This window comes from Arthrobacter sp. D3-16 (assembly GCF_054408515.1).
Window position 1 is genome coordinate 660,912 of record NZ_CP096437.1, and the last position, 14,324, is coordinate 675,235.

A 14,324-nucleotide genomic window follows, 5' to 3' on the forward strand; every position below is an offset into this window, starting at 1 on the left:
CAAAGGGGGCGCGGAATTCCGTGTTTGGCAGTGCGGACGTCAGTCGAAGTACTTCGGCAGCGTACCCTCGTGCGCTTCGCGGAGGGCGTCCAAGGACAGGCCCGCCACCCCGTTGATCTCCAGGGTGCCGCTGGCAGCGTCCACCACGCCAATGCGCGTGTGGGCGAAGCCGCGGGCGGTGCACATGTCGGTGAAGCGCACTTCCTCGGAGCGCGGGACGCCGACGACGGCACGGCCCTGGGACTCGGAGAAGAGCGCCGTGAACAGGTCCACGCCGTCGCGGTCCAGGACATCCTGCAGCGCGATCCGCGCACCCACGCCGTAGCGCAGCGACGATTCCACCAGGGCAGCGGCGAGGCCACCCTCGGAGAGATCGTGGGCGGAGTCGATCATGCCGTCGCGGGAGGCGTTGATCAGGATCTCGCCCAGGGCGCGTTCGGCGTCCAGGTCCACCTTCGGCGGCAGCCCGCCCAGGTGGCCGCGCATGTTGGCCCACTCGGAACCGTCCAGCTCCGCAGCGGTGGTGCCCAGCAGGTAGATCGCCTGGCCATCCTCGCGCCAGCCCGACGGCGTGCGGCGGGCAACGTCGTCGAGCTTGCCCAGCACTGCCACCACCGGGGAGGGGTGGATGGGCGTGGTGCCCGTCTGGTTGTACAGCGAGACGTTGCCGCCGGTGACCGGAATGCCCAGCACCATGCAGGCGTCGGACAGGCCACGGATGGCTTCGGCGAGCTGCCACATCACGTCCGGGTCCTCCGGGGAACCGAAGTTCAGGCAGTCGCTGACAGCCATGGGGACGGCGCCGGACGTGGCAACGTTCCGGTACGCCTCCGCCAGCGCCAGCTGTGCGCCGTGGTACGGATCAAGGTAGGTGTAGCGGCCGTTCGCATCGGTGGCCAGGGCCACGCCCAGTCCGGTTTCCTCGTCAACCCGGACCACGCCGGCATCATCGGGGAACGCCATGGAGGTGTTGCCGCCCACGTAGCGGTCATACTGGTTGGTGATCCAGGACTTGGAGCACATGTTCGGCGACGCCACCAGCTCGGTGACGGCCTTGGCCAGCTCAGCCGGAGCGGAGGGACGGCCGGCGTCCTGCACGGATCCGGTGAAGGAGTCGGCCTGGACGGCATCCTGCCACTCCGGACGGGCGAACGGGCGGTCGTAGACCGGTCCGTCGTGTGCCACGGTGCGCGGATCGACGTCGACGATCACCTCGCCTTCCCAGGTGATGATGAGGCGGCCGCTGTCCGTCACCTCGCCCAGCCAGGCGTATTCCACAGCCCACTTGTCCATGACCGCTTCGAACGCTTCCACGTTCTCTGGGGTAACCACGGCCATCATGCGTTCCTGCGACTCCGACATCAGGATCTCGCCCGGGGTCAGCGTGGGGTCGCGGAGCAGTACGGAGGTCAGCTCAACGGCCATGCCGCCGTCACCGTTGGAAGCGAGCTCGGACGTGGCGCAGGAGATGCCGGCGGCGCCCAGGTCCTGGATGCCTTCCACCAGCGAGCCCTTGAACAGCTCCAGGCAGCATTCGATCAGGACCTTCTCGGCGAACGGGTCGCCCACCTGGACGGCGGGGCGCTTCGAGGGCTTGGTGTCGTCGAAGGACTCGGAGGCCAGCACGGAGGCGCCGCCAATCCCGTCGCCGCCGGTGCGGGCGCCGAACAGGACCACCTTGTTGCCCTTGCCCGAAGCATTGGCCAGGCGGATGTCCTCGTGCCGCATAACGCCTACTGCCAGCGCGTTCACCAGCGGATTGCCCTGGTAGACGGAGTCGAACACCATCTCGCCGCCGATGTTCGGCAGGCCCAGGGAGTTACCGTAGCCGCCGATGCCGGCAACAGCACCGTGCATCACGCGGGCGGTATCGGGGTGGTCGATGGCGCCAAAGCGCAGCGGGTCCATGACCGCCACAGGGCGGGCGCCCATGGAGATGATGTCGCGGACAATGCCGCCGATGCCGGTCGCGGCGCCCTGGTAGGGCTCAACGAACGACGGCGAGTTGTGCGATTCGATCTTGAAGGTCACGGCCCAGCCGTCCCCCAGGTTGGTCACGCCGGCGTTTTCGCCGATGCCCACCAGCATGTCCTTCTTCATCTCCGGGGTCACCTTTTCGCCGAACTGGCGCAGGTGGTTCTTGGAGGACTTGTAGGAGCAGTGCTCGCTCCACATGACGGAGTACATGGCCAGCTCCGCGCCGGTGGGCCGGCGGCCCAGGACCTTGACGATCTCGTCGAACTCGTTCTGCTTCAGGCCAAGTTCGGCCCACGGGAGTTCGGTATCCGGAGTCTTCGCGGCATGCTCAACCGTGTCGATGTTGAACTTCTTGGCCTGGGTGATCGCACCCGGGGCAGCGGTGGGCGAGGCGTCGGCGGTAGCCGTGCCTCCGCCGTCGGTGATGGGGCCTGTCGAGATTCCGGCCATTATTTGCCTCCCACAATCTTGGTCAAAACGGAGGTGAAGAAGCCCAGCCCGTCGGTGTCGGACCCGCCGATACCGTCGAGCGATTCGGGGCCGAAGCCGGCCTCCACGGCGTGCTCCGGGTGCGGCATAAGGCCCACCACGTTGCCGGCGGCGTTGGAGATGCCGGCGATGTCGCGGCGGGAGCCGTTAGGGTTGAAGCCCACGTAGCGGAACACCACGCGGCCCTCTGCCTCCAGCGCGTCCAGGGTCTTGTCATCCGCGAGGTACTGGCCGTCCTGGTTCTTTAGGGGCACAGTGATTTCCTGGCCCGCTTCGTAGTCCAGTGTCCATGCGGTGTTGCTGTTTTCGACACGCAGGACCTGGTCACGGCACATGAACTTCAGGTGGTCGTTCTTGATCATCGAACCGGGCAGCAGGTGCGACTCCGTGAGGATCTGGAAGCCATTGCAGATGCCAAGCACGGGAAGCTTAGCGTCGCTGTTGGCGGCGTCGATGATCCTGGACATCAGCGGTGCGAACCGTGCGATGGCGCCGGCGCGGAGGTAGTCACCGTAGGAGAAACCGCCGGGAATCACGACGGCGTCGACGTCACCAAGCTCGGTGTCGGCATGCCAAAGCTCCACGGCTGTGCCGCCGGCCAGCCGGACTGCGCGGGCGGCGTCACGGTCGTCAAGGGTTCCGGGGAACGTAACGACGCCGATCCGGGCGCCGGCAAGCCTGCTGGCACCGGAAGCGTCGGCGGCGATGGCCTCGCCGATCAGGGGAAGTTCAGTCATGTCAGGCCTCGACGACCTCGACGTTGACGACATCCTCGATCACGGGGTTGGACAGCAGGGTTTCTGCGGCATCACGCGCCTGGGCCAGGATCTCCTCGGTCACCTCGCCGTCGACGGTCAGTTCGAAACGCTTGCCCTGGCGGACAGAGCTGAAGCTGGTAAAGCCCAGCCGGGGGAGAGCGCCGACGATAGCCTTCCCCTGCGGGTCCAGAATCTCGGGCTTGGGCATAACGTCAACAACGATCCGGGGCATCCGGTAACTCCTGTGCGTGAGCTTTGGGTAAGGGCGCAGCGGAGTGGTGCCGTCTCACGCCGTACCGAGGTGTTGGGACACCAATTTCAAACCTTGTGGACGGGCGCTCCGCGAGCTTGCCCCACCATTCTACCGGCCGGAGCGCCCCGCCCTGTATTCGGCGGATTCCGGCCACCTGCGGCGACTGGGACTCCGGGATGTGAGGGTTGGCGGTGGCGGGTTCTGGAGTTGTGCCAAAGGTGTCACTAGGATTGCTGAATGGCTGAGAAATCGAGATCCGTGCTGTTGCCCATGGTTGCCGCGGCAGTGTTTGCCGGGCTGGGGCGAATGGTGCTCCAGAAGATCAAAGCCGACCGGTTCGCGCGGGAAAACCGGGTGGCAGGCCCTATGGATGAAAAGACCCGGCAGTGGATCAGCGACGTGGTGCGCACACCCCGGTAGCAGCGCCTGCCCGCGCTCACTCTGAAGTTGCCAGGGCGCCCTGCGGGGCGCCCTTTTCCATGCCATCCTGTCCTGCCCGGCGCAGGCGCACGACTGGCGAAAAATTTCCCCCTTGTGGCCTATGTCATATTGAGCTCTCAGTCTGTACTCTTTGAGTCGACTGGTCTCACGGAATGACAAGATCTGTAATTTCGCTGTCCGGCCAGTCATTTGGGCCCGCAGTCGTGGCGGGGCCGGTACCTCGTGAAAGGGTTGCACGTGAGATCTACTGGAAAGAGCCCCTTACGGGGCGGGGGATTCCGGAAGGCTGCGGCTCTGGCCGTCGGCCTGCCTCTTCTCCTCACCTCGATGGCCGTAAGTCCCGCTACCGCGGCGCCGGCCGGACAGGATATGGCAATAGCGGCAAAAAACAACACACCGGGAGAGTTCAAGGACGGCCGCTACATCGTTGTCCTGGCGGGTGCCGCGGCTGCCGCCTACGAGGGTGAAACACCGGGACTTGGGGCAACGAAGCCGCAAAAGGGCCGGAAGCTGGATCCTGGAAGTGCCAACTACAAGGCCTACGATGCCCATCTGCGCAAGCAGCAGCGCGAGGTAGCTGCCAGCCAGGGCGTCACCCCCGGAAAGCAGTTCACGGCTGCCCTCAACGGCTTCAGCGCGGAACTGGACGCAGGGCAGGCCATGGAGCTCGCCCGGGACAAGCGGGTCCTGGCGGTGGCACCGGATGTGGAGAATGCCCCGGACTACACCACCACCGATTTCCTCAAGCTGACAGGCCCGGACGGTATGTGGGCCAAGCAGTTCGGCGGGGAAGCCAATGCCGGCAAAGGCGTAGTGGTCGGAGTCATCGATTCCGGTTATGCCCCGGACAACCCGTTCCTGCAGGGAGAGCCTGTCCAGCCGCTGCGTGGTCCCGCCCAGGTGGGCGTGCCGTACCGCACCGCCGAGGGCCGGATCGCCATGCTCAAGGCCGATGGCACCACGTTTGAGGGCGAATGCCAGAAGGGCCAGGGGACGGGCGCCTCCTTCGACGGCTCCCAATGCAACTCCAAGGTGATTGGCGCCAGGTACTTTGCCGATTCCTTCCTGCAGAACGTACCGCCCGGAAACCGGGCGCCCCAAGAGCTCATCTCACCGGTCGACGTCGGAAGCCACGGTACCCACACGGCCACCACCGCCGCGGGCAACGCGAACGTTGAGCAGGTGATCGACGGCTCCGCGTTCGGCAAGAGCTCCGGTGTAGCTCCCGCCGCAAAGGTCTCCGTCTACAAGGTGTGCTGGGAGGACACCAGTCCCAATACCGGAGGCTGCTACTCCTCTGCTTCGGTTGAGGCAGTGGAGGCCGCCATCCAGGACGGCGTGGATGTCCTGAACTACTCGATTTCGGGCAACAACAACAGCACCAACGATCCTGTGGCACTGGCCTTCCTCAACGCTGCCGCCGCAGGTGTTTTTGTTTCTGCTTCCGCCGGCAACTCCGGTCCCACCGTCTCCACGGTCAACCACGCTTCACCATGGCTGACCACGGTTGCTGCGTCCACCTTTCCGAGCGAGCTGCTGGGCACGGTGAGGGTCTCCGATGGCTCGGTGTACCGCGGGGCCTCAATCATGAAGACGGAAGTGGCAGACAAGCCGGTGGTCGTAGCCTCGGCTGCGGCGGCAGCAGGTGCTGCCAATCCGAACCTTTGCGGCCCCGGTTCCCTTGATGCTGCCAAGGTGGCAGGCAAGGTAGTGGTCTGCGACCGCGGCGTTGTGGACAGGACGGCCAAGAGCCAGGAAGTCCAGGCCAAGGGTGGCGTCGGGATGATCCTGGTGAACCTCACCAGCAGCTCCGAAGATGCCGACAACCACGTGGTCCCCACGGTGCACGTCAATGCCCCGAAGAGCCTGGAGCTGAAGTCCAAGCTCGAAGCCAACCCCGCTTTGACAGTCAGCCTGGTCAAGGGGGACCTCACGGGTGAACCCGCTTCACCCGCGCCCCAGATCGCCGGCTTCTCCTCCCGGGGGCCAAGCCTTGCTTCCGGCGGCGACCTGCTGAAGCCGGACATCGCTGCACCGGGCGTGAACGTCCTTGCGGGTGTCTCCACCATCGGCAACAAGGGCGAGCAGTTTGGCTTTATGTCCGGCACGTCCATGGCCGCGCCGCATATTGCCGGTTTCGGGGCACTGGTGCTCAGCAAGCAGCCCACGTGGACGCCGGCCATGGTCAAGTCGGCCATGATGACCACCGCATACCCGCTGGTTAACGCGGACGGTTCACCCAACACGGATCCCTTCCAGGGCGGTGCCGGCCACATCGACTCGACCCGCGTCCTGGATCCAGGCCTGGTCTATAACTCAGGTATCAGGGACTGGGTCGGCTTCCTCAACGGCCAGGGGGTAGAGACAGGAGCACCGCAGGCGGGCACCATCGCCGCCCGCGACCTGAACCTGCCGTCCATCGCACTCGGCAGCCTGGTGGGTGAAGTGCAGGTCAAGCGCCAACTCACCGCCCTGGTTCCGGGGTTGTACCGTCCGGAAGTCACCATGCCGGGCTTTAACGTCCAGGTGGAGCCGAAGGCGCTGAACTTCGCCAAGGCAGGCCAGACCCGCGAGGTTACCCTCACCATCAGGAACGTGAGCGCTCCGGTGGGCAAGTTCAGCACCGGCACCCTGACCTGGAAGGGCCCGCGCACTGTGAGCTCGCCCATCGCCATCCGGCCTGTTGATGCGCAGATCGCCCCGTCGTTCTCCTTCAGCTCGGCCACGGGCAGCGGCAGCGGCACCATGGAACTGGTGTCCGGTTCGGACAACCCCATCAAGGTAGGGGTGGAAGGCCTGGCGCCGTTGAGCCAGACAGCCATCACCAAAACTCCCGGGCCGTACGCACCGGCAAATGATGCGCACAACGCCCGGCTCCAGGTGACCGTGCCCGCCGGCGCGTCGTTCGCCCGTCTGGGTGTCCAGGCGCAATCGAACGACGTTGACTGGGACATGGTGGTGTACGCACCGAATGCTTCAGGCGGCTTGACGGCAACACAGGTGGCGACAGCTTCCGCGAGCGAGTTCCTGGACCTGGAATCGCCTCGCGCCGGCACATACTACATCGTGGCCAACCTCTACTCCACGCCTGACAATGGCGCAGCCAGCGCGTCAGTACAGGCGGTCACGTTTGCAGGGGACGCCGGCAACCTCAAGGTGGAACCGAACCCGATTGTGGCTCCGAACGGCACTGCCACCTCGGCCACGCTGGCTTGGACCGGCTTGGCCGAAGGGGTCTACGCTTCGCGCCTTAGCTTGGGCGACAATGGCGTCAGGACCTGGGTCAACGTCCAGGTGGGCGCAGTCTCAGCTGCTCCTTCCGGGGCTCCACAGGTAGCTCTCGCAGACGCAGTCCCCGCGGCCTAGCAGCCTGAGATTTACGGGACAGGATCCCTGGGCGGTTATACCGCCCGGGGATCCTGTTTTCCGGTTTGTTCGAACTGGGTGGTGCCTTGCCCTACGTGGCGCCGGACGCTCCACTGACGTTCCCCAGCAAAGAGGCCATTGTTTTCCAGCGCGAGATTTCGCAGCCGTCGGTCCGCGTGAAGACCGCTTCAACAGGGCGGCCATGGAACGTTCCTGTCACCACGGCCACCTGCGGTCCGCCGTATTGCTGGGTGCACAGTTTTGGAGGGCCCGGTTTCGGGAAGAAGATGTCCTCGCCGTACCGTTCCACCGCGGCGAGTGCAGCCTCAGGGTCCGGCACTGTACTGTCAGCGGAAGGGCGCCCGCCGTCGGCTACCAGGTGGAATTCATGCTCGCTTGCGTCGGGGCTTTCCCGCAGCCTGATGGTCAGGTCGATCATGGCTGCCCGCTCGCGGACAAGGCGGCAAGTTCCTCGGCCAGCTTTGCCCGGAGTGCTGCTGCCTCTGCTGCAAAGGACCGCTGCTGTTCCACGTAGGCCGCCTTGCCGTGTGGTGTCTCGATGGGAATGGCAGGGTAGCCCCACTCCACCAGGTCGTAGGGGGAGGCCTGCATATCCATGGCCCGGATCCGCCATGACAGCTCAAAGCAGTCCATCACCAGCTCACTGGGCAGGGCGGGCAGCAGCTTGTATGCCCATTTGTACAGGTCCATGTTGGCGTGGAGGCAGCCCGGCTGTTCAAGGTGGCGCTGGGTTTCGCGGCTTGGTGCCAGTTCATTCAGTGGAATGGCGTCAGGGGTGTAGAAACGGAAGGCATCAAAGTGGCTGCAACGGATCCGGTTTTCCTCCACTACCTTGTCCGTGCCGGCCGAACCAAGGCGCAGCTGCAGATACTCGTGGCGCAGATCGAACCGGTCCTGGTGGTAAACCATTGCCCACTCATGAAGCCCAAAACAGCCAAATTGCGCAGGGCGTGCGGCAGTCCCCCGCAGGATGATCGCGGCGAAGGAGACGGCGTCGTTGCGGTCGGCGAGAAACGCCTCCCGGTCCAGGGTGACCGCGGGGCTTCCCGCCGGCAACCCGAGGACGGCAAGTTCGCTGTCGTCGAGCATTCGGTAGTGTTTCCACCCGCGGCGGGCCGCCGCTTCCAGCCCCGCCAGGACGACGCCGGCGCCCGGGTGCCAGCGGCTAAGCTGGCCGGGTTTCTGGGTGTAGTACGTGAAGAGGAAGTCTTCCACCGGGTGCTTCTGCCCGGCTGAGCGGCGGGCAAGGTAGGGGTCCGCGTAGCGGCTGACGCGCTGGCGGTGGGCTTCCTCCTTGGCCCGCCACTCGTCCGCCGCCAGGACGCTAAGCCGCTCCACCGGCTGCACCAAGGACATCCTTGACCGCGTCCCAGGCGCCGATCTCGCAACCGTTGGTCCGGGTAAAGGCAACATCAACGGGGACGCCATCCACGACGCCGGTCACGGTAGCTTCCTGGGGCCCGCCGTACTGCTCGGTGCAGACCTGGTCGGCCCGCTTCGGAGCGGGATTCAGCAGCGCCGCGTTCTCTTTCAAGGCGGAGCAGGCGGCGTCAGCAGTGGGATGGTTGCTTTCGGCGTCGGGCGCGCCGTCGACGCAGACAAGGGTGTAATGGAGTTCAGGCTCGCCGGCCGAAGGCTTAAGGGCGATGGCCAGTTCGGCGTTGCCCTGCCCCGGTCCCGATGACGGCGCAGCAGGCGCGGGGGCCGGCGCCGGAACAGAGGTCTCAGCATCAGGGTCGGGGCCGCCCGAAGGGGCCGGTGAACCTGGCGCTGCCGAGGAGGAAGCGGAGGCCGTTGGCGGGGCCGAGGTATCACCGGGAGGAGTTTCCCCGCCCTCGTCCGGCGTACAGGCAGGCAACACTAATGCCGCGATCAACAATGCCGCGAGCCGGAAACCCGTGGTGCTTCCGGCCTGCTTGGGGCGCGGCACATCCACTGGGTGCATCAGCTGCACGATGCCCCCGAGTACGCTTTGCGCCCGCCCCGTGGCCTGGTCCGTCATGATGCCATTCTACTGCCGGGGCCGTGTTGGGCCGGCTACCCCTGCTGGCCTTGGGAGGTGGCTGCAATGAGTCCCATCATGGAGGCGTGCAGCTCACTGACCTGGCTCCGGTTCAGGCCCAGGCGCTCCATCATCGTCCCCGGAACCCTGAGCGCCTCCTGCCGAAGGGCCACTCCTGCGGGTGTGAGGTCCACGGCGAGGGCGCGCTCGTTGCCGTCCACCCGACGTCGGGAAATAAGGCCCGCGGCTTCAAGCCGCCGCAGCAAGGGCGAGATAGTGGCCGGCTCCTGGGCCAGGGCATCGCTGATGTTCCGTACGGTGCGCGGGCTGGATTCCCAGAGACACAGCATCACCAGGTATTGCGGGTGGGTGAGGTTCAGCTTCTCCAGCACGGGCTTGTACGCGCCCACGACGCTGCGGGACGCGACAGTCAGGGCAAAGCAGAGCTGGTGCTCCAGCAGCAGGTCATTGTCCTCGGGGGCGTCCCCCACGGCGGGTGCTGTCATCGCTGGGGTGGAAGTGCTGGATGCAGTGGTCATCGGGCCTCCAATTGTTAGTGCATTAATTATCAGCGTACACTGTTGATAGGAAAAGCGGTCACTGGAAGGAGCCAGTTCATGGGTAAAGCCAGCTGGGAGGGCAAGGACAACGCCTCGCAGCGTTTCATGCGGGCAACCGGCAAGCTGCGTGCCATCTTCGGTCCTGCAAACCGGTCCTCCCTTGTGCATGACATGACAGAGGAAAACCGCAGGCTCCTGGCCCAGCGCCAAGCTGAAACCCAGCAATGGGAAACCATCACCCGGCCGGACGGCAGCACCTACGTGGTGCCCAGGAACCCGGACGACAAGTCCCTCCGCTGAGGCCTGGACCGCGGAGCCTTTTCGAGCACCCGGGCGTAAAATAAGGGCACTGGCTCCGGGAGGAGCAGTTGCTGTATTTGCGATGGCTGTTCTTTCCCCTGAAAGCAGGAAGGGGGTGGAAAACAGTGCCACATGTAGTCAACGGGTTCATGAACCTGACCGACAGGCTCCGCTTCGTTTTTGGGCCGGCCACCCGCCTGGACTCCAGTCTCCCGGTGGTGCACAGGCATGACGAGTTCGAGCAGGCTTCGGAGGAGGAACTCACGCACTTTGTGGTGGAAACCGATTCGTCTGGCCACCACTACGCCGTACGCCGCGAAGACCTCGAAAAGGAGGCCTGACGTCAGCCTGGCCGGACGCAATGCCTTGGTCACTTCCTTAAAACAAAAAAGGCACTGGCTGGGGTAGGGACCCCGCCAGTGCCTTTTTATGTTCCAGGACGGGCCGGTCAGCGGCCGGTGCCGCCGTAGACCGTGGCTTCGTTGTCGCTGTCCAGTTCGAAGGCCCGGTGGATGACGCGAACGGCTTCATCCAGGAGATCCGCGTGGGTAACAACCGAAATGCGGATCTCCGAGGTGGAGATCATGTTGATGTTGATCCCGGCGTCCGAGAGCGCCTTGAAGAATGTGGCTGAGACCCCGGGGTGGGAACGCATGCCGGCGCCGATCAGGGAGAGCTTGCCGATCTGTTCGTTGTATTCGATGCTCTCGAAGCCGATCTGGTCCTGGGCTGCGTGCAGGGCCGTCAGGGCGTCGGCGCCTTCCACGATGGGCAGCGTGAAGGAGATATCCGTCCGGCCGGTGCCGTGCGTGGAAACGTTCTGCACGATCATGTCGATGTTTGAGTGGGCATCGGCGATGACCTGGAAGATGGCTGCCGCCTTGCCGGGGATGTCGGGGACGCCAACAACGGTGACCTTGGCTTCGGAACGGTCGTGCGCGACGCCGGAGATGATTGGCTGCTCCAAGGCAACTCCCTCTTGTGTGGTGATCTTGTCTTCGGCGCTGGGGATGACCCAGGTGCCTTCGTGCTGGCTGAATGACGAGCGGACGTGCAGCGGCACACCGAACCTGCGGGCATACTCCACGCAGCGAAGGTGCAGGATCTTGGCCCCCGAGGCTGCGAGTTCCAGCATCTCCTCGCTGGAGATCGTGTCGATCTTCTGGGCTGAGGGGACAACGCGGGGATCGGCCGTGTAAATGCCATCCACGTCCGTGTAGATCTCGCAGACATCGGCTTCCAGGGCCGCTGCCAGCGCTACGGCCGTGGTGTCCGAACCTCCGCGGCCCAGGGTGGTGATCTCGTTGGTGGTGCGGCTCATGCCCTGGAAACCGGCCACGATGGCGATGTTGCCCTTGTCGAGGGCAGTGCGGATGCGGTGGGGATCGACGTCGATGATCCTGGCTTTGCCGTGGATGCCGTCCGTGATCATGCCGGCCTGGGATCCCGTGAAGGACTGGGCCGAGGCGCCCAGTTTATTGATGGCCATGGCCAGGAGCGCCATCGAGATGCGCTCGCCGGCGGACAGCAGCATGTCCATTTCGCGGGCCGGGGCAGAGTCTGTTACCTGGCCTGCGAGGTCCAGGAGTTCGTCGGTGGTGTCACCCATGGCCGAGACCACAACAACCACCTCATTGCCTGCCACCTGGGCGTCGACCACGCGCTTGGCCACCCGCTTGATGCCATCTGCATCCGCTACGGAGGAGCCACCGAACTTCTGCACGATCAGCTGTTTGGTGACGGCACCGCCGACGGGCAGCTCCTGTGGCTGCGTGGCCTTGTGCACTTCGGTAGTGGGCGTACTCATGCGCGTACCTTCATCGGATCAATTGGAGTCCGGCCAGACAGCCGTAACGCTGTATTGGCCCTGACGCTGGGAACTAACGCCATGGTTGGCGCGACTTCTGGTTCCAGTTTATCGCCGTGCACGGCCGGGCGTTGAATTGTGACCGAATCTCAGCCCATGGAAGGACCTGCCGGGAACCTTCGCAGGCGTACGCTCAAACTGTCTGAATGCATAAAAGACTGTGGGGGACAGGTGCGCAATACATGGCAATGATTTCTGAATTACCGGACGCCGCGGACGGGCCGGAACCCGGCGACGGCATCACGGCGCGGGCAGTGAGCCGCAGCTTCGGCACCGTGCACGCCGTTGAACGCATGGACTTCCATGCTCCGGCCGGGAAGGTAACTGCCCTGATCGGTCCGAACGGGGCGGGCAAAACAACGCTGCTGCTGATGCTGGCGTCACTGTTGGCACCGGATGAGGGCAGCATCAGCGTGGGTGGGCTGGACCCGCACCGGCACCGGGCGGAGGTGCGCAGCCGGTTGGGCTGGATGCCGGACACCCTGGGCGTGTGGGAGTCCCTGACCGCGCGGGAGATTCTCACCCAGATGGCCCGCTTTTACCGGCTCCCGGCCAAGGGTATCGGGGAGAGGGTCGCAGAGATGCTCGAACGGGTTCGGCTCGACGATCTTGCGGACCAGCCGGCGCGGGTGCTGTCCCGCGGGCAGCAGCAGCGGCTCAGCCTGGCCCGGGCACTGATCCATGACCCCTCCGTCCTCCTCCTTGACGAGCCTGCGTCGGGGCTTGACCCGGGCTCACGCGTGGAGTTGCGGATCATGCTGCGCCAACTCGCAGCGGAGGGCAAAGCAGTGGTGGTTTCATCCCACGTGCTCAGCGAACTGGACGAAATCGCCGACGGCGCGGTATTCGTCAACAAGGGCCGTACGGTCCGGCAGCAAACCATCGAAGAAGCAGCGGCTGCCGGGCGCCGTTACGCAGTCACCGCCTCCGACGAGGCCGCACTGGCTGCCAAGCTCACCGAACTGGGCCTGGCGTTCCGACGTGACGACGGACGGCGCCCGTCCCTGAGTTTGATGCTGGGAAGCGACGACGACGCCGAGCGTCTGCTGCGTGACCTGGTGCTGGCCGGCGTCGGGGTCAATTCCTTTGCCCCCGCTTCAGGGGCCCTTGAAGAGACCTACATCAGCCTCGAGGGGGAGCGGCAATGAGCCACGCGACAGAAGACCGGCAGCATACCGCCAGCCGGCGAACAACGGGGGGCTACCTGCCCGGGGTATGGGACGTGGTGGTCCTGGAGCTTAAGCAGCGGCTGCGGTCCCGCGGCTGGTACATCATGCTGGCCATCTGGTTTGTCCTCACGGGGCTCGTGACCTGGCTGACCTGGGCCAGCTGGAATGCCTCACAGGTGGCCCAACGCAGTGTTTCGGGCTTGGTCCCGCCGCCCGAATCAGGCCCTGGGTCCATGATCTTCGAGGTGGTTCTGGCCTTTGTCCTGCTGTTTGCATTGCTCGTGGCCCCGGCGCTCTCCGCCAACGCCGTGAATGGGGACCGCACAGGCGGCACGCTGGCCATCCTCCAGGTGACGCTGCTTCAGCCAGGCCAGATCCTGTGGGGCAAGTTTTTCGCAGCATGGGCGGCAGCACTGGCGTTCCTGGTGGCCAGCACCCCGTTCCTGGTGGTCGGGGTGGCGCTGGGCGGGATGACTGCAGGCCACGTGCTGGTGGCGCTACTCATGCTGGCTGTTGAGGTGGGGGTTGTCTGTGCCATCGGTGTGGGAATCTCGGCGCTCGCCGGCAGGCCGCTGTTCTCCATCGTGGTGACCTACCTGGCAGTCGCCGGACTGGCAGTCGGCACGCTGATCGCCTTTGGCCTGGGCACAGGACTTACCCAGGGCACGGTGATGGCGAACCAGGCCCAATACCGCGCGTACGAGCCGCTAAGCAACGGGCCCGTGGAACCGGAGTACACCTGCTCAGGTCCGTTGCAGGAGCAGATGGTCATGCGGAGCGAACGGGTGGCCTGGTTGCTGGCCATGAATCCCTATGTTGTGGTGGCTGACGCCATCCCGTACAAAGACCGCTCACAGGAGCGCAACTACTCCTCAGTGGGAGCAATAGAAGGGATCAGCCAGGGAGCGCGCTATGCGCTTGCCGGTCCTGAGGGTACCTTTCCGTGCGCCAACGGCGAGGTTAAGCCCAGGTACCTGGCGCAGTCCACACCGATGTGGCCGCTGGGACTCGCTCTGCAGCTCCTCGTTGCCGCGTTGCTGATGTGGCTGGGCTGGCGGTCGCTCCGCACACCTGCCCAGCGGCTGGCCCGGGGTACGCGTATCGCTTGAGCCAATCTTGAC

At 65.1% G+C, this 14,324-nt stretch carries 14 protein-coding genes; 6 read left to right on the forward strand and 8 right to left on the reverse strand.

Annotation, left to right across the window (positions count from 1 at the left end; translation table 11 throughout):
- Positions 1-39: 39 nt before the first annotated feature.
- From purL to purS, 3 genes are read right to left on the reverse strand one after another with little or no spacing between them, the layout of a single operon-like run.
- Positions 40-2,427, reverse strand: a complete 2,388-nt coding sequence (purL, locus tag M1D32_RS03255; RefSeq protein WP_458780925.1) for a phosphoribosylformylglycinamidine synthase subunit PurL — start codon at positions 2,425-2,427, stop codon at positions 40-42.
- Positions 2,427-3,203: a phosphoribosylformylglycinamidine synthase subunit PurQ gene (gene purQ / locus M1D32_RS03260; RefSeq protein ID WP_458780926.1), complete on the reverse strand. Its 777-nt coding sequence runs from the start codon at positions 3,201-3,203 to the stop codon at positions 2,427-2,429. Before purQ ends, purL begins: the two co-directional genes overlap by 1 nt.
- Position 3,204: 1 nt before the next feature.
- Positions 3,205-3,456: a phosphoribosylformylglycinamidine synthase subunit PurS gene (purS, locus tag M1D32_RS03265; RefSeq protein WP_015935902.1), complete on the reverse strand. Its 252-nt coding sequence runs from the start codon at positions 3,454-3,456 to the stop codon at positions 3,205-3,207.
- A 258-nt stretch (positions 3,457-3,714) separates the two neighbouring features.
- Here purS and M1D32_RS03270 point away from each other — a divergent pair, with 258 nt between their 5' ends.
- The gene (locus M1D32_RS03270) at positions 3,715-3,897 is read left to right on the forward strand and encodes a hypothetical protein (RefSeq protein ID WP_163166564.1); all 183 of its coding nucleotides are present in this window, start codon (positions 3,715-3,717) and stop codon (positions 3,895-3,897) included.
- A 258-nt stretch (positions 3,898-4,155) separates the two neighbouring features.
- On the forward strand, positions 4,156-7,284 hold the full coding sequence (locus M1D32_RS03275; protein ID WP_458780927.1) for a S8 family serine peptidase: 3,129 nt from the start codon (positions 4,156-4,158) through the stop codon (positions 7,282-7,284).
- 91 nt (positions 7,285-7,375) lie between these two features.
- On the opposite strand, the gene M1D32_RS03280 is transcribed toward M1D32_RS03275, so the two are convergent.
- The 4 genes from M1D32_RS03280 to M1D32_RS03295 are packed head-to-tail and all read right to left on the reverse strand — an operon-like array spanning position 7,376 to position 9,813.
- Positions 7,376-7,723, reverse strand: a complete 348-nt coding sequence (locus M1D32_RS03280) for a subtilase-type protease inhibitor (RefSeq protein WP_458780928.1) — start codon at positions 7,721-7,723, stop codon at positions 7,376-7,378.
- Positions 7,720-8,661 carry a 3-methyladenine DNA glycosylase gene (locus M1D32_RS03285; protein ID WP_458780929.1) on the reverse strand — a complete coding sequence of 314 codons (942 nt, stop codon included), beginning with the start codon at positions 8,659-8,661 and terminating at the stop codon, positions 7,720-7,722. Before M1D32_RS03285 ends, M1D32_RS03280 begins: the two co-directional genes overlap by 4 nt.
- Positions 8,630-9,307, reverse strand: a complete 678-nt coding sequence (locus tag M1D32_RS03290) for an SSI family serine proteinase inhibitor (protein ID WP_458780930.1) — start codon at positions 9,305-9,307, stop codon at positions 8,630-8,632. Before M1D32_RS03290 ends, M1D32_RS03285 begins: the two co-directional genes overlap by 32 nt.
- A gap of 35 nt (positions 9,308-9,342) precedes the next feature.
- Positions 9,343-9,813: a MarR family winged helix-turn-helix transcriptional regulator gene (locus M1D32_RS03295; protein WP_458782090.1), complete on the reverse strand. Its 471-nt coding sequence runs from the start codon at positions 9,811-9,813 to the stop codon at positions 9,343-9,345.
- Between the two features lie 111 nt (positions 9,814-9,924).
- Here M1D32_RS03295 and M1D32_RS03300 point away from each other — a divergent pair, with 111 nt between their 5' ends.
- Positions 9,925-10,167, forward strand: coding sequence for a hypothetical protein (locus M1D32_RS03300; RefSeq protein ID WP_458780931.1), 243 nt, complete (start codon positions 9,925-9,927; stop codon positions 10,165-10,167).
- Positions 10,168-10,292: 125 nt separating this feature from the next.
- A complete protein-coding gene (locus M1D32_RS03305; RefSeq protein WP_458780932.1) occupies positions 10,293-10,508 on the forward strand; it encodes a hypothetical protein in 216 nt (71 codons plus the stop codon).
- Between the two features lie 107 nt (positions 10,509-10,615).
- On the opposite strand, the gene M1D32_RS03310 is transcribed toward M1D32_RS03305, so the two are convergent.
- A complete protein-coding gene (locus M1D32_RS03310) occupies positions 10,616-11,974 on the reverse strand; it encodes an aspartate kinase (protein WP_458780933.1) in 1,359 nt (452 codons plus the stop codon).
- A gap of 242 nt (positions 11,975-12,216) precedes the next feature.
- On the opposite strand from M1D32_RS03310, the gene M1D32_RS03315 reads away from it, so the two are divergent.
- Positions 12,217-13,182 (forward strand): ABC transporter ATP-binding protein, encoded by a 966-nt coding sequence (locus tag M1D32_RS03315; protein WP_458780934.1) that lies wholly within the window; start codon positions 12,217-12,219, stop codon positions 13,180-13,182.
- Entirely contained in the window at positions 13,179-14,312 is a 1,134-nt protein-coding gene (locus M1D32_RS03320) for an ABC transporter permease (RefSeq protein WP_458780935.1), read from the forward strand. Before M1D32_RS03315 ends, M1D32_RS03320 begins: the two co-directional genes overlap by 4 nt.
- Positions 14,313-14,324 lie beyond the last annotated feature (12 nt).